Below are 15730 nucleotides of genomic sequence, written 5' to 3' on the forward strand. Positions count from 1 at the left end.
ATCATCTTTTTCTATATTAGTATTGTGGGACGTTTACATTTTCATTCCCATTTTTTCATAAGACTGCATACCGCCCATCCAAATCTCAGATGGTTTGACGCCACGTTCTTTAGCCAAGGCCATCATTAACGTATCCATATCCATCAATTTATATTCTTGCTTTGGCTTGGCTGGATCGAAAGTTTCAATCTGTGCCATCATGCCGCCATCTTCGTGCTCAATGATATGACAGTGATACATGTAAACCCCTGGCAGATCAAAGCGCACCAGCAGCCGAACCGTTTCCCCAGGATTCACGCCAACGGTATCTTTGAAACCATGTTCATTTGGATACGGCGCATGCCCATTCCGCGACAAGACTAAGAATTGGGTTCCATGCACATGGAATGGATGAACCATTCCAGGCGCATCATTGCTATTGGTAACATCCCAGTACTGGGCTTTGCCAATTGGTTGCGTGGCATCAATCCGCTGCATGGCAAACTTTTTACCATCAATCGCAACACCTTCGTCCATCCCCTGCATCACAACGTGGCGAACTGGCAAAGCCGGATCAACCACTGGTGCCTTCACATCGAACAACTTATCAGGCAAGGTCGTCTGATCCGGTTTGAACGCATGAATGCGGAATTTTAGCAATGGCACATCATCCGTATATAAGGTGACCTCGTCGCCTTCATGGTATTGGCCAAAATCAACAATCACTTCGGCACGCTCAGCACAAGTCAGCATCAAATGGGTAAATTTGACCGGCTCCGGTAACAGCGAGCCATCCCCGCCAATTTGCGTAAATGGCAGGTCATCGGAAAAATGCAACCGCCATTCACGTCGATTAGCACCGTCCAGAAAACGCAACCGGACCTTTTGCGTGGTGACATCAAAATAGGGATTGATTGTACCGTTAATCATTGCAGTTGGCCCAGCAACACCGTCAGGATCATAATCAGCCCGGTAGTCCCACTGGTTGTTCTCGTGAAAACGCCGGTCTTGCAAAATGACCGGAATATCGTCAACGCCATAGTTCCTTGGCAATGGCAGGCTGGCTTCATGGTCGTCTTTGACAATCACCATGGCAGCCAAACCATGCCAAACCTGCTCGGCTGTGGATGGGCACGGATGCGCGTGCAGCCACAAAGTCGTCGCCGGTTGGTCCAACGTGAAGTCGATATGCTTACTTTCACCCGGATAAACCGGCGCATGGCATCCGCCATCAACATAAGGGCCACTGACATTAGCCCCATGCCAATGAAAAGTGGTCAACTCAGGCAAGGTGTTTTTCAGTGTCACATGCGTATGCTGACCACGGCGATACACAATCGTCTGACCTAACAGACTGGTATTATAGCCCCACGTCTTGGTCTTCGCCCCTGGCAACAGTTGTGTTTCCCCAGCCTCTGCTGTCACCGTGTAATAAACGTCGGTCGCTGTCTCTTTATCCGGTTTCAACAACGGTGGCACATTTAAGGGCTTCTCAGGCGCATCACTGACCTCAAGCGGCACGTACCCGCCATCGTGGAGATCAAACGCTGGCTCATCAAAGAAATAGTCCGTATAGGTTTTCATCGTGATTTCCCCCTTCAAACGCGTTCTCAGCCGCAGAAACCTGCACATAAGGACCACAAGCGCAATGGCCAAAGTGCGGCCATCGCACTTGTGCCCGCTTATGCTCCGGTTTCTGACCGCGGCTGATCACGCTCTGACTAGAATTTTAACACTTTTTAGGGTTGCCATAAACATAATTTAGAATTAATCTAAAGTAGTAGCGAAAAATGGTATAGGTCTTATCCATACACTTGAGGAGGATTTTCATGCAACAAATGTCGAAAACGATGGGCTGGCTCATGCTGGCGTTAAATGTGGTGCTGCTGATTCTAATTGGTACCATGCACAATATGGCAGCAATGTGGTTAATGGGTCTGATTATGACTTTGGACGCTGTGACAGGGTTAGTTGCCGCTTATCGGCCCCAGTCAAGTCAACAACACGCCCACCAGCACTAGTTTGTTAAGAAGTTGCTGCAAGACCTTTCATGGAGTCATTGATCGGCATTATATGTTGACATATACATATGTTGAATATATCATGTGTCTGTACTGAGATGAACAGTCACATGAAAGAGGGTCGTTTAATGCAGCAACTGTCAATGACGCAGAAACAAACCATGACGTCAGCTTTACGGGTTGAATATTTTTCAACGGCATGGATGGCATTTGAGTTCATAGTCGGTTTTTGGTCCGGTATGCAAGCGGGTTCCATTCTCTTAATTGCGTTTGGCCTCGATAGTTTTCTTGAAATTATTTCTGGCAGTGCCCTCATTTGGCGTCTTAAAAAAGAAGCCAATGGTGCGCCATCTGCGGAGGTTGCTCAAGCAGAGCAACGTTCCAGTCTCATTGTCGGCAGTGTTTTATTATTACTCAGTCTTTATGTCATTGGCGTTTCCGGCTATAATTTGGTTACACATGCCGCAGCTGATACAAGTTACAGCGGCATGGCAATCGCAATTGCTTCCGTGTTCCTGATGCCTGTTTTGACCATTAAAAAGCGGCACTTGGGAGAAAAGTTAACCTCTCCCGCGCTGATTGAAGATGGCATGTGCAACATCACCTGTGCTTATATGGCCGCAACTGTTCTGCTTGGCAGTCTGCTGACTTGGTTGTTTAACTGGTGGTGGGCGGATTCTGTCGCTGCTTTAGTCTTGGTTTATTTTGTGGCTAGTGAGGGCTGGGAAGCGTTGCAAACGGGATTGGGACACGGTGATGACGCTTAACTAATGGAGGTTTCGGTCACATGGACACAGACACTTTAGAACTGGTCACGACAGCTAAATTGACTGAGGCGGAACGCATTTTTAAGTTATTGAGCAATCCGATTCGCCTACAGATGTTAAAACTGCTCGAACAACGGGAACTGAATGTCGGTACCATTGGTGACTTGTTAGGTTTGGAACAGTCGGTTGTTTCCCACCAACTTGCCTTGTTGCGAAAGCACCAGCTGGTGAGCGCCAAACGGGTGGGTAAAGCCAATTTCTACCGCCTCGATGATCCGCATATCATCACCGTCATCGATGCTATGCTCGCCCATGCCGACCACGTGGCTCGCGGCAAGCGACACGGCGAATAATGCAACAATGGGTTTGCAGTCAGAGAAGGCTACGAGTCAGCCATAAAAAAACGTTACCTTTACCATTTTCGGCAAAGGTAACGTTTTTTTTAATGGTTCAACCGAGCGTCTTGGTCGCGATTATTCCGCCAAACCGTCGTGAATCTTATCTAGGTTCCATTTCATCATGCTGTAGTACGTATCGCCTTTGGTGCCTTTTGCTGCCAAAGAGTCAGTAAAGATTTTGGCGTGAATCGATAGGCCGGTTTCTTTCGCAACTTTGTTCATGGACTTCGGTGAAACAGAACTTTCGACAAACAAATGCTTAACATCGGAGGCGCGAATTTTTGCTAAAACCGTCTGCATCTGCTCAGGCGTACCTTGGGCTTCGGTGTTAATTTCCCAGATGTAGGCCGGGGTGACGTGATAAGCCTTAGAGAAATACTTGAAGGCGCCTTCTGATGTAACGAGCAACCGCTGGCGTTCCGGAATATCAAGGAACTGAGATTGGGCGGTTTGATGCAGTTTTTGCAGCTTAGCAACGTATTGATCTGCATTCATCTGGTAATAATTGGCATTCTTGGCATCTTTTTGCTTCAACACCTTGGTGATGGTTTTCACGTATTGAATCCCGTTGGCCAGATCAAGCCAAGCGTGCGGGTCTTGTTCCTTCGTATTGGTCGTCAGGTACATCGGATTGACCCCGTCACTGGCAGCAAAAACGTCTTTGTTAAAAGCTTTATGCGATGTTTGAACTAACTTTTTGAACCAACCATTTCCGCCAGTTTCAAGGTTGAGGCCATTGTGGAAGACAACATCGGCTTCACTAGTGGCAGCAACGTCGGTCGGTCGCGGTTCATATTCGTGCGGGTCGGTGCCGCGCTTGACGATACTATAGAGTTCAATGCGATCACCGCCGACATTGTGCACCATGTCTTCAAGAATCGAGTTGGTGGTGACGACACGTAATTGTTGGTTAGTACTTGCTGAATCTTTCTGAGTCGTACTGCGGTTGTTTACAAACCAGAAAACCCCTGCAACCATGGTTAAAACAGCAACAACACTGATTAGAATCTTTTTCATCGAACAGCCTCCTCGGCAGTGTGGGTAGCAGCAGCGGTTTTCTTTTCTCGCTGTTTTTTACTAAAACTGAAGAACGCCTGCTTCGGTGAGAAGACGAAGGAAATGGCGAACAGGACCGCAGCTACGAGCACAATGGCCGGCCCGGATGCCCAGTTAAAGGTGAAACTGAAGTAAAGTCCGGTGATGGCCGAGAAAACGCCTACGCTAGCGGACGTGATCAACATCGTTTCTAACCGATCCGTCCACAAGAAGGCAGTTGCTGCTGGCGTAATCAGCATCGCCACAACTAGAATGATCCCAACTGTCTGCAAGGCTGAAACGGTGACAAGCGTCAACACCAGCATCAAAGCATAGTGAATCATGGTGGTATTCAAGCCATACGTTTTCGCAAACGTATTATCAAACGAGGTGATCAGCAGTTCCTTATAGAACAGAACCACGAACAGGATCACAATTCCCAACACGACAGCGGTGGTGACAATGTCGCTGTCGCTGACGGCTAAAATGTTACCGAACAGAATATGGTGCAAGTTAGTCGCACTTTCAGCCATTGAAATCAGAATAAAACCCAAGGCATAGAATGCACTGAACACGACCCCGATAGATGTGTCGGTTTTGATTTTACTGTTGGCTGCCACAAACCCGATCAGCAAAGCCGCAATAATTCCGAAAACCGATGCCCCGATCATGACGTTAATACCGAGCATATAAGCAACGGCTACCCCGGGCAGGACCGCATGGGAAATCGCATCCCCCATCAGCGACATGCCGCGTAAAATGATGAAACTTCCGATCAAGCCTGACATGATACCAACCATGATGGCGGTGATCAACGCGCTTTGCAGGAAATCATATTTTCCCAAAGCGGTAAAGAATTCCATTATTGATGTCATACGCGCGCACCCTCCTTTGCCGTAAACAAGACGGACGACAGGTCGGCTGAAAATGCCCGTTCGATATTTTGGGCGGTGTAAACTTCCTTGACCGGTCCTTCCGCAACAATGCCGTGGTTCATGACCACAAGTTCGTCAAAATATTTTGAAACTTTATTCAGATCATGATGGACCACAATCAGCGTTTTACCGGCATCGCGCCACTGATTCAAAATCGTCATGATCTCTTGTTCACTTTTCATGTCGATCCCCACAAACGGTTCGTCCATGATGATAATTTCTGCATGTTGCACAATCGCCCGCGCAACGAAAACGCGTTGCAATTGACCACCTGATAACTGGCTGATCTGACGTTTCTTAAAATCCTCAAGACCGACTTGGGTCAGGGCGTCAAGCGCCGCCTGTCGTTCCTTTTTGCCAGGACTTTTCAGTAAGCCCAATCGGCCATATGTCCCAGTCAGCACAAGATCTTGAACATTGATCGGAAACGTCAGATCAAGATCTTTACGTTGCTCGACATAAGCGATTGACTGCTGTACCTCTTTGAGTGTCCGGCCGGAAAAGTCGACCGTTCCTGATTGTACCTTGATCAATCCCAAAATAGCTTTGATCAAGGTCGATTTACCTGCTCCGTTAGGCCCAATGATTCCGGTGATCTTACCTGCGTTAAAATGAACGGCAACATCAGCAAACACCGGTGTGTCAGCGTAGGCAACGGTCAGGTCCTTAACTGTTAACATAAGAGCCTCCAATTTTTAGGGTGACCTAATTCGCTTTCATCTTAAGCTTACAGAAAATTTCAAATGCTATCAAGTGTTTTTTAAGGCGAACTTAAAAAAGCTAAAGAACATGAACTAGTGACTATCACGAATCTAATGCTTAAATGGCTTACTTCTCGACAACTGCCGTAGATAAAAGTATGTAATCGCATTCATTCATAAGCGCTGAGCATCATCAAAAAAGAGAACCATGATCGAGATAAATGCTCGCTCATGGTCCTCTGGTTATCGCCTAGTTATTTTAAGCTTTCTGGGTGACGCTGTAAATAAATGACATGTGTGTTGGTAAATTCTTCAACACCGTGAATACCATCGGCGCCTCCGACACCAGATTGTTTCCAACCAGCATGGAAGCCTTGGATGCCTTCAAAGTTGAATCGGTTAATGTAGGTCTCGCCAAACTCAATCTCGTTAGCAACATACGAAGCGGTTTCCAGATCACGCGTATAAACGGAGCTGGTCAGGCCATATACCGTGTCATTCGCCATTTCGATTGCTTCTGGAATGCTCTTGAATGTCAAAATCGGTAACACCGGTCCGAAGATCTCATTTTGCACAATCTCGGAATCCTGCGCGACATTGGTAATCACAGTTGGTTCGTAGAAGAAACCACCGTCAATGTCAGCTGGGTGACCACCTGTTTGAATCTGGCCGCCTGCTTCAACCGCCCGCTGAACCAAACCGTCCACTTTATCAAGGGCGCCTTGATTGATCAACGGACCCATTTCGGCATCTGGATCAGTGTTCGGATTACCGACTTTCACCGCCGCCATCTTTGCCGTCATTTTCTTAATAAACTCATCCGCAACATCTTCTTGCACATAAATCCGTTCAGCGTTGTTACAAATTTGCCCATTGTTATCAATTCGCGAGTCAAAAATGGCCTGCACAGCTAAATCGATATCAGCATCCTTAGCAACAATTGCCGGTGCCTTCCCGCCAAGTTCCAATGACATCTTTGCCACATGATTCGCCGCAGCTGCCATGACCTTCTTACCGGACGCGGTGGACCCAGTCAGGCTGATAATGCCGACTTTGGGGTTCTTCGCCAAATCATCCCCAATGATGGACCCGCGACCACTCACAAAGTTGGCTACCCCTGCCGGCAAACCGACTTCATCAACCAGTTTTGCAAATGCCAACGCCAGTCCTGGGGTGTCCGAACTTGGTTTGATCACGATGGTATTGCCGGTTACCAAAGCTGGCCCCATTTTCCGAGCAATCAGGAAGAACGGGAAGTTCCAAGCAATAATACCAACCGCAACACCGATTGGCTGACGGGCAATGATAATATTTTCGTTTTCATTGTCAGATTGCATCACATCGCCGGAATAAACGCGTGCGGCGTTGGCCATATAGTCAAAATAATCCGCCGAAAACTCAATTTCGGTTTTCGCTAAGGCATGAATTTTTCCTTGCTCCAACATCAGAATCTTCACCAGTTCATCTTCATGCTCACGCACTAAAGTAGCAAGCTTGCGCAAGTACGCACCACGCGTTGGAGCAGGCACGCGCCGCCAAGCATTCTTAGCCGCCCAAGCAGCATCCACGGCTGCGCGGGCTTCCTCAATTGTCGCTGCCGGTGCGGTCCACAATTTCTTACCTGTGGAAGGATCGATCACGGTTTCAACATCGCCTGATGCCGAATCCATGAACTTGCCATTGATATACATCTGATAGTGCGTTGACTGCAATTCAGCCATTGTGTTTTTCCTCCTTGCAAACGTCTTTTCTGTCCGACGAACATAAGCAAAGCCACTTTGCTCATATTATGTAAGCGCTAACTTCGTACATCTTAAGTATAACGTCATCTTCAGGCAAAAGACATGATAATTGCTTGTGAGTTAGCAAACATGAGGAAATAAAAAACACAAAACGAATTCATCGCCGGTGGCTTCAGGTTTCACCAACTGGCTTTCCGCACCCCAGGAATTTGACCTTTATGGGCGAGTTCACGGAAATTAAGCCGGGACATGCCAAACTTCCGCATATAAGCATGCGGTCGCCCATCCAAAACGTCACGATGATGTAAACGAACTGGGCTTGAATCACGTGGGAGTTTGCTTAGACCAATATAGTCACCTTTCGCTTTTAATGCAGCGCGTTTTGCCGCGTATTGTTGAACAAGTTTTTCTTGTCGTTTTGCTTTTGCAATTTTAGATTTTTTTGCCAAAAGAATGCCTCTTTCCTTCACTGATGGTCTTTAATCTCCCGCAAACGAGTCACTCAAAGTATTCAAATGACCACCAATTATTGATACATTACCGATTTTTCTGTTGCTTACGCTTAGCATCGTGCAAAACTTTTAACGCCCGTTTTCGGGTCTTAATGTTGGGACTCTTCATACGCCGCCGTGCACTGGCAAGATCTGTCTTTTCCAAAAATGATCACCTCTTTTTAATTCGTAATCATTACTATTTAAGCAACGGCAGTAACCGTATCACGACTGCGATTTATCTGTCAATTAGAATTTAAGAACGACACTTTTCTCAATTTTTTTGAAAATTTTCCTTGCCAGACCGCTCACTTTGCTTTATGGTTTAAATCGTAATTATTACGTTTTGGAAGGAAGCGGGAATTTATGATGAAGCGATTACTTGCAGGTATCAGTGTCGCATTGCTGGCAATTTTTGCAGTCGCATGCGGTAGTAACGGTGCCGCAAAGCAATCCAGCTCGAATGGCAGCAAGATTCAAGTTGTTGCCAGTCTTGATTTTTATGGTGAGGTTGCCAAAGCTGTGGGTGGTAACAAGGTGTCGGTGCAGTCGATTATCAACAATCCGGCGGTTGATCCCCATGACTATGAGCCTACTACCAAAGTTGGGAAATCAGTTGCGTCTGCCGATCTTGTTGTCGCTAGTGGCATTGGTTACGACGGCTGGATGGATAAGGTCGTGAAATCAGCGGACAAATCCAAAAATTACTTACGTGTCGCTGACGATTTGATGAATAAAAAGGAAGGCGACAACGAACATATCTGGTACGATCCGCGAACCATGCCAAAACTGGCCAATACGTTAGCTGATAAGTTTGCCAAGAAAGATCCAGCTGACAAAGCGACCTTCAAGGCGAATGCAAAAAAATACATCGCTTCACTGGACGATCTCAATACTTTGATCAACAAGTTGAAGTCGAAAGTAAATGGCCAACTCGTTGATGTCTCCGAACCTGTCTTTGGCTACGCGCTCGATTATCTGGGCTACAAAGTCAATGACGATCACTTCTCGAAGTCAACCGAAGACGGCACAGACTACAGCGCAAAAGATATCCATGGTATCGAAACCGATATTAAGGAAAAGAAAATTGCCTTCTTTGTCAATAACATCCAAGCAAGCTCAAAGACTGTCAATCAACTCGTCAAATTAGCTGAACAAAATAATGTGCCGGTTTTGAAAGTGACCGAGACATTACCTAAGGGCAAAAACTATCGGACTTGGATGACCAGCCAATACCAGCAACTTGAAAAAATTCAGGATCAAGCAACGAACAGCGCAAAATAGCATCACTTCTGGTCACAGGGGTTTATCATTCCCCCAATGTTTCGGCAAAGCTCACCCTCTGTCGAAGTTTCGTTAATTGCTTTGATGACAAGATAAACCATATGCCCGGGCCAACAACACCGGACAGCACTTGACCAGAAGGAAGCCCGCGAAGAAATTCGCGGGCTTTTTTGATCGTTCCGCCCACAAATACCGGTGTTACAATAAAACTGTATTGGGAACAAGAAAGGAAGATTCAAATGGCAAATGTCATGATCTTAGGCGCACACGGGCAAATTGCAACGTTGGCGCGGCATCAGTTGCTGAAAGAAACCGATCATCACCTGAGTTTGTTTCTACGCAATGCCGGGCGGCTGCAAGACGTCAATCCGCAACGGGAGACGGTGATTGACGGGGATGTCACCGACACCGCCAAGTTGACCAAGGCGCTTGCTGGCATTGACGTTGTCTATGCCAACCTTGGCAACAAGGGAATTGAAGATCAGGCAAAATCCGTCGTGAAAGCGATGGATGCTGCAGGTGTGAGTCGATTGATTTGGATTTCGACGTTGGGAATTTACGATGAAGTCCCCGGCGCTTTTGGCAAGTGGAATCATCAAATGCTTGATGGTGGTTATCTTGAAACCTACGCCGCAGCCGCCAAAGTCATTGAAAATTCTGACTTAAAATATACGATCATTCGGCCAGCTTGGCTTTCCAATAAAAACATTGTCAGTTATGAATTAACGGAAAAAGGCGAGCCATTTAAGGGCACAGAAGTCTCTCGGCGCAGCATCGCTGACTTCGTCGTCAAGCTGATTAACGATCCAAGCAAACACATCGGTGCTTCACTTGGCGTTGACCAACCTAACACCCAAGGCGATAAGCCTTCCTTCTATTAAAGTAACCAGTCATCGGCCAAATCAAAAAGAGTTTATTTCCGTGTTCATCACTGGGAAATAAACTCTTTTCTGTTGCCATGCCCTTTACTTGTCTATCAAAGTATTATCTTTTTAAACTCAATCAAACTTTGTCACCCAGTGACTAGCCGTATGTGCGTCAAATGCCATCTCAATGTCGGCCGGCAAATTGCGTTGTAGCGATAAGGGCACCTGAAGCGCTTGTTCTCGCGTAAAAAGTTAAACCTTTGCAGTTTCGATCCCGCTTTTTAACGCACGATTCTCCGGTAGACAAGCAATGAACATTTTGTACACATCTTGCGAACTTTGCTTGGCATAGGCGTGCTTACGTAGTGCCCGAACTGTCAGTAATTGTTGCGGTTTCACGGTTAAGCCGGCCTCTTCACGGGTTTCTTTTACAGCAATTTCACCCGCACTATAACCCAAATCCGCCCAACCACCGGGGATGGACCATGTACCGCCCGCTCGTTCCTGAACCAGCAATAGTTGATCCTCAATAAAGGTAACCGCACGAACATCAACTTTGGGCGTCACATAGCCAAAATCCGCATCGACAAATAACTTTGCTTGCTGGTCACTGGCACCAAGCTTTATTGCCAGCTTAATCGTCACGTCAGCCAGTTCTGTATAACGCTGCTGATCAAAAACATCCTTTGCGTAATAGTTACCCGTCTGTGCAATTGCCTGCAACTTGGCCAGCAAAGTATTCAAATCATCTTGATAGGGTGCCAAACGATCGCCTCCTCACGTCCAACCTAACAAATCAGCGCGCCATCACCTATCACAAACCCCGTCAATTTGAAAAAGTCTTACGTTTCAGGTCGCCTGACGCTGTGTAACAAAAAAAGCAGTCATCAACTGCCTTTTGCGATCCTATGTAACTTGATTGTTACTTCGAGCTTCCGCTAGTTGTCACCGCTTGCTGATTGTTCGCATAGTTGCGCACGGATTCCGGAACTTGACCGCCGAAAGACTGTTGACCAATACTGACGGCTTGCTTAAAGAAAGCTTGAGCGCTTGACTGATAGCCTTTTCCATCATTGTTAATAACGGCTGTCAACACGTCACTTGATTGCTTGGCATAATCAACCAATGTCTTTGCCAAGGCATCATCCCCTGAATCCTGTGATTTGTTATTATCCAATTCCAGCCGGATCTTATCAAGTTTAGAGAGACTGGCTTTAGCCGACTGACTGAGGGTCTTGTTATCACTTTGCAGTGAGACCTCTGTCATCGTTTTCATCACCAAGTCAGAAATGGTCGTATACTGTTTCTGCAAAGTCTGCTTGGTAAAATGGTTCACCTTAATCATCGTCGACCCAGTCGAGCTAGACGACTTTGAACTTTTTGACTGACAACCAGTTACACCGATCATAGCCATCACTGATACTGCAATAACAAGCCACCTTCGCAACTTGATCCCTCCCCAACATGATGACGAATAACCGCATCATTAAATTAATTCAAACATAAGCCGTTCGAGACGTCAAACATTTCACCAGTTATTTGATCCCTTTAACCAAATAAGCCAAGCGTCATTGTTTCGTTATTTTTGTAAGTATTATCTCACAAAAATTGCCTTGCTAAACAAGGGGATATTCATTATATTTGTTAATCCGAATAAATATCCTTATGTTATAATTATTTTGTTAAATTATGACTAAGGAAGTGCCGAGATGCAAAAGCGCCGCCACTCACAAAAGCGTGCTTCAGTCTTTTTACTTATCACCTTGTTGTTGTCAGTTCTGGTTGCCTTAATCCCACCGCTCATAAGCAAGCCGATCAGTGTCGGTGCTGGCCAGAATATCGCGGTCACCGGTTTTGGTAGTCAAGATGCTACGATTACTGACACCACTGGGAAAGATTTCACCCACGCACCCAATCTTTCGATGTATAGCGTGTACACATTAACCTATCACTGGCGAATTCCTGACGAAGTGGTCGTCAAAGCCGGTGATACCGCGACAGTTTCCCTGCCAGCAACGGTTGTATCGCGAGCCAATGTGGACTTTGCAGTGGTTGATCCCACAACTGGCGCCACGATTGGCCATTTCTTTTCCAAAGCAGGTAGTTCAACCGGTATTTTGACCTTCACGGACTTCTTCAGCCATTCAACAGTCGGCCGCCAAGGTGAGCTTCAATTCATGGTAAGTGGCCGCTATGATGATAGTGGTCATCAACGTCCAGGATGGTATATCTACAAAGCCGGGTGGGTTGTCAATCCGCCAACAGGTGCAACTCCAGAAGAAAAAGCGCAGTATGTTGATGACCTTGGTCGACCCAAAATTTTCCAGTGGGAGATTACGATTAATCCAAATATGGAGCATGTCGACAATGTGGTGCTCACTGATACACTTGGTCCCGGGCAGCATTTTGATACAAGTCGTGGGCTGGTCGTCCACACTGGTACTTACGATGACAACTGGTTCCATGCTACCGGCACCATCACCCCAAGCTATCAAGTGAATGGTAACCAAGTCAAAATATCGCTGGGAACGATCACAACCGCCATCCAAATTGATTTGTGGACTAATCCCACCTCTGCAAGTTTCGAAACCACAGATTCTTGGACGAATTCAGTCGTTGCTTCAGGCAAGCAAGGCGGTAGCGGTGCTCCAGCGCAAGCAAACGGCACAATCACTTGGCGTAACGGCGGTAGTGGCACCGGCCAAGTTGGACAGGTCACGCTAATTAAACAAGACCAAAAAACACATCAGCAGGCTCTCGCCGGTGCTGTTTTCTCACTCTATCGTGCCGATGGAACCTTGGTGCACGACGACCTCATCACTGATACGAAGGGCAAGTTAACCTCTACCCAACTCTTAGTCGGCCAATACTATTTTGTCGAAACAAAGGCGCCTAAAGGATACAAGCTGAATGCGACGCACTTGCCGTTTACCATTACCCTTGATAAACCGCAAGTGACGGTCAAGGCCTATGACGAGAACCTGACGCCGCCACCGGTAACGCCGTCGACGCCATCTTCTGAATCTTCCAGTTCCAAACCGTCTGTACCTTCTAGCTCGGTGACACCGCCGTCTAAACCATCAACACCTTCTAGTTCAGTGACACCGCCGTCTAAACCATCAACACCTTCTAGCTCGGTGACACCGCCGTCTAAACCATCAACACCTTCTAGCTCGGTGACACCGCCGTCTAAACCGTCGTCACCTTCTAGCTCAGTGACGCCGCCGTCTAAACCATCAACACCTTCTAGCTCGGTGACACCGCCGTCTAAGCCGTCGTCTTCATCTAGCGAGCCTTCAAAGCCGGCTGCTTCATCCACCCCTAGCCATCAGGAAAGCTCATCTTCCATATCTAGCAGTGATGTGATCCCTTCATTCTCTTCAGAAAGCGATTCTTCCGCAAGCGTGGAGGTTATCACGCCAAGCCACAACAACACCCATCATCTACCTGACACAGGTGAGCGTGTTTTAGGCTGGCTAGCCATTGCAATAGGAAGTCTTTTATCAATTACTGGTATCCTTCTATTAATTAAAGATTATCAATAAGCGCGTTTCAAAAACTGCAGCATGACGATGAAATGAAGCCATCGTCTGCTGCAGTTTTTTGCTGCTTTAAATTTTGCTTGCGTGTACGCCATGAATACGCTACGCTTACAACCGTAACCATTACGCTTTCCAACAAAGGAGCTTTTGCCCATGTTCAAACGATTATTGACCGCCTTCAGCGTCATGTTGTTGGCAATCCTTGCTGTCGCTTGCAGCACCAGCGCCAAATCTGGCAGCAACCAAAAGATTCAAGTTGTGGCTACCGTCGATTTTTACGGTGAAGTAGCTAAAGCAGTCGGCGGCGATCAGGTAAGTGTCCAATCGATCATCGACAATCCCGCCATTGATCCCCATGACTACGAACCCACCACTAAAGTCGGTAAACAAGTGGCCACCGCCAACCTCATCGTTGCCAGTGGTATCGGCTATGATGGCTGGATGGACAAACTCGTGAAATCCGAAAGCAAGTCCAAACAATACTTACGTGTGGCCGATGACCTCATGGGCAAACACGAAGGCGATAACGAACATATTTGGTATGACCCACGCACCATGCCTAAACTTGCCAATGCCTTGGCAGACAAGTTTGCCAAACAGGACCCATCCAAAAAGGCCATCTTCAAAGCCAACGCCAAGAAGTACATCGCCTCACTCGATAACCTCAATGCTTTGATTCAGAAACTCAAGCAAAACGTTCACGATCAAAAAGTCGACGTCTCCGAACCTGTCTTCGGCTACGCGCTGGACTATCTAGGCTACAAGGTTAACAACACCCACTTCGCCCAAGCTACCGAAGAAGGCACCGATTATAGTGCCAAAGACATCAACGGTGTTCAAGACGATATTAAAGAAAAGAAAATCGCCTTTTTCGTGAATAACAGCCAAGCCAGCTCGAAAATCGTCGACGGTCTCGTCAAATTAGCTAAGCAACACGATGTCCCTGTGCTCAACGTCTCCGAAACCCTGCCAAAGGGCAAAAATTATCGCACTTGGATGACCAGCCAATACCAACAGTTAGAAAAAATCCAAGCAAAGGCCGACAAAACAAACTAGTCTCTCTGTCCTACCACAAAAAAACCACTTCGTCTTCAAAAATCGCAACTTGCATCAACGGATACCTCTCTAAAGGAAGGTAAAAAATGCATGGCCTGCTGTTCATTTTGTGACAACTGACATCTTTTCGTAAAATTTTTGCAATGAATTCGTTTTCAAAAGCCCTATACCAATTGAAGTTTTGCTTGGCGACTCTTACAATGTAGTTGTAAACAGGAACAACTAATAGGGGAGATGTTTTAAATGTCACTGATCAAGCATACTTTTAAACGCGTTGAGCACATGATCGCAGCACCACGCGATCCCCACGAAGAAGAACAAGCTCGTCTTCAAGAAAACCTGTTCTATACGAACCTCAGTAGTCTGCAACCAAAAACGAACGCTAAGTTTTGATTGAATAGATATGAAGTGAATGACCGCCTCAACGGCATGTTGAGACGGTTTTTTAATGCCGTCCATTTTGCTTTAAGAATCAAAATGACCACCTTGAGGAGCAAATGCTCCTCAAGGTGGTCAAAAAAACTTTCAGGTTATGTTGTTGAGCCTGTGACGGCTATGCCAACTGTTTTAGCTTTCCTAAATTGTTTTCATACGGTTTTTTTGGCAGTTTAAACCACCTCCCTGTTGATACAGACCTTTGTGCTGCCTTCTCATGGTTAGTGCAATCCCAACATCAACTCAACCATGAAGACTTGTATGCTCTCTTTTCGAGACATCACAATCATGACCGCCACTAAGGCCTTCAAAACGCTTTTAAACCATCCGATGGTGTTTACCCACTTCTGTACCTCAAGCCATACTAAATTAATAGCAGGCAACTCAATCCAAGGGTTGCACATATCAAGCCGCTCTCGCTCCCAAAGCGAAAACACGTGTGATGATCAAAGAGCAACTTACATCTCAATGAAGAATG

17 protein-coding genes and 1 pseudogene are annotated in these 15730 nt (G+C 46.5%); 8 read left to right on the plus strand and 10 right to left on the minus strand.

What is annotated here, in order from left to right:
• Window positions 1-33: 33 nt before the first annotated feature.
• A complete protein-coding gene (locus AC07KQ_RS11660) occupies window positions 34-1563 on the minus strand; it encodes a multicopper oxidase family protein (RefSeq protein WP_003585581.1) in 1530 nt (509 codons plus the stop codon).
• Window positions 1564-1808: 245 nt separating this feature from the next.
• Between AC07KQ_RS11660 and AC07KQ_RS11665 the strand changes: the two genes are divergently transcribed.
• From AC07KQ_RS11665 to AC07KQ_RS11675, 3 genes are all read left to right on the plus strand, one after another.
• Window positions 1809-2000, plus strand: coding sequence for a hypothetical protein (locus AC07KQ_RS11665; protein ID WP_003576326.1), 192 nt, complete (start codon window positions 1809-1811; stop codon window positions 1998-2000).
• A gap of 128 nt (window positions 2001-2128) precedes the next feature.
• Window positions 2129-2767, plus strand: a complete 639-nt coding sequence (locus AC07KQ_RS11670; RefSeq protein ID WP_003567403.1) for a cation efflux transmembrane domain-containing protein — start codon at window positions 2129-2131, stop codon at window positions 2765-2767.
• Window positions 2768-2787: 20 nt separating this feature from the next.
• Window positions 2788-3120, plus strand: a complete 333-nt coding sequence (locus AC07KQ_RS11675; RefSeq protein ID WP_003567405.1) for an ArsR/SmtB family transcription factor — start codon at window positions 2788-2790, stop codon at window positions 3118-3120.
• A 120-nt stretch (window positions 3121-3240) separates the two neighbouring features.
• On the opposite strand, the gene AC07KQ_RS11680 is transcribed toward AC07KQ_RS11675, so the two are convergent.
• From AC07KQ_RS11680 to AC07KQ_RS11705, 6 genes are all read right to left on the minus strand, one after another.
• Window positions 3241-4182, minus strand: a complete 942-nt coding sequence (locus tag AC07KQ_RS11680) for a metal ABC transporter solute-binding protein, Zn/Mn family (RefSeq protein ID WP_003567408.1) — start codon at window positions 4180-4182, stop codon at window positions 3241-3243.
• A complete protein-coding gene (locus tag AC07KQ_RS11685) occupies window positions 4179-5075 on the minus strand; it encodes a metal ABC transporter permease (RefSeq protein WP_003567411.1) in 897 nt (298 codons plus the stop codon). The genes AC07KQ_RS11680 and AC07KQ_RS11685 overlap by 4 nt, the downstream gene beginning before the upstream one ends.
• Window positions 5072-5815: a metal ABC transporter ATP-binding protein gene (locus AC07KQ_RS11690; RefSeq protein ID WP_003567413.1), complete on the minus strand. Its 744-nt coding sequence runs from the start codon at window positions 5813-5815 to the stop codon at window positions 5072-5074. Before AC07KQ_RS11690 ends, AC07KQ_RS11685 begins: the two co-directional genes overlap by 4 nt.
• A 275-nt stretch (window positions 5816-6090) precedes the next feature.
• Window positions 6091-7557 (minus strand): aldehyde dehydrogenase, encoded by a 1467-nt coding sequence (gene aldA, locus AC07KQ_RS11695; protein WP_003588856.1) that lies wholly within the window; start codon window positions 7555-7557, stop codon window positions 6091-6093.
• A 200-nt stretch (window positions 7558-7757) separates the two neighbouring features.
• Window positions 7758-8027 carry a 30S ribosomal protein S14 gene (rpsN, locus tag AC07KQ_RS11700; RefSeq protein ID WP_003567416.1) on the minus strand — a complete coding sequence of 90 codons (270 nt, stop codon included), beginning with the start codon at window positions 8025-8027 and terminating at the stop codon, window positions 7758-7760.
• Between the two features lie 88 nt (window positions 8028-8115).
• The gene (locus tag AC07KQ_RS11705) at window positions 8116-8235 is read right to left on the minus strand and encodes a putative metal homeostasis protein (protein WP_003567418.1); all 120 of its coding nucleotides are present in this window, start codon (window positions 8233-8235) and stop codon (window positions 8116-8118) included.
• A gap of 200 nt (window positions 8236-8435) precedes the next feature.
• Between AC07KQ_RS11705 and AC07KQ_RS11710 the strand changes: the two genes are divergently transcribed.
• Window positions 8436-9353 carry a metal ABC transporter solute-binding protein gene (locus AC07KQ_RS11710; protein ID WP_003576335.1) on the plus strand — a complete coding sequence of 306 codons (918 nt, stop codon included), beginning with the start codon at window positions 8436-8438 and terminating at the stop codon, window positions 9351-9353.
• Between the two features lie 239 nt (window positions 9354-9592).
• Window positions 9593-10234 carry an SDR family oxidoreductase gene (locus tag AC07KQ_RS11715; protein ID WP_003567422.1) on the plus strand — a complete coding sequence of 214 codons (642 nt, stop codon included), beginning with the start codon at window positions 9593-9595 and terminating at the stop codon, window positions 10232-10234.
• Window positions 10235-10351: 117 nt separating this feature from the next.
• Here the strand turns inward: AC07KQ_RS11715 and AC07KQ_RS11720 are convergent.
• A pseudogene (locus AC07KQ_RS11720) lies at window positions 10352-10984 on the minus strand (NUDIX hydrolase N-terminal domain-containing protein).
• Window positions 10985-11141: 157 nt separating this feature from the next.
• A complete protein-coding gene (locus AC07KQ_RS11725; RefSeq protein ID WP_003567424.1) occupies window positions 11142-11666 on the minus strand; it encodes a hypothetical protein in 525 nt (174 codons plus the stop codon).
• Window positions 11667-11928: 262 nt separating this feature from the next.
• On the opposite strand from AC07KQ_RS11725, the gene AC07KQ_RS11730 reads away from it, so the two are divergent.
• The 3 genes from AC07KQ_RS11730 to AC07KQ_RS11740 all read left to right on the plus strand — a co-directional run bounded on the left by AC07KQ_RS11730 (window position 11929) and on the right by AC07KQ_RS11740 (window position 15210).
• Window positions 11929-13764 (plus strand): SpaA isopeptide-forming pilin-related protein, encoded by a 1836-nt coding sequence (locus AC07KQ_RS11730; RefSeq protein ID WP_020751755.1) that lies wholly within the window; start codon window positions 11929-11931, stop codon window positions 13762-13764.
• 150 nt (window positions 13765-13914) lie between these two features.
• Complete coding sequence (locus AC07KQ_RS11735) at window positions 13915-14817, plus strand: metal ABC transporter solute-binding protein (RefSeq protein WP_003585593.1); 903 nt, start codon at window positions 13915-13917, stop codon at window positions 14815-14817.
• Between the two features lie 243 nt (window positions 14818-15060).
• Window positions 15061-15210, plus strand: coding sequence for a hypothetical protein (locus AC07KQ_RS11740; protein WP_003567431.1), 150 nt, complete (start codon window positions 15061-15063; stop codon window positions 15208-15210).
• Window positions 15211-15473: 263 nt separating this feature from the next.
• On the opposite strand, the gene AC07KQ_RS11745 is transcribed toward AC07KQ_RS11740, so the two are convergent.
• Window positions 15474-15656, minus strand: a complete 183-nt coding sequence (locus AC07KQ_RS11745; protein ID WP_003588867.1) for a hypothetical protein — start codon at window positions 15654-15656, stop codon at window positions 15474-15476.
• Between the last annotated feature and the right edge of the window lie 74 nt (window positions 15657-15730).

Source organism: Lacticaseibacillus sp. YLM2-1, assembly GCF_056583465.1.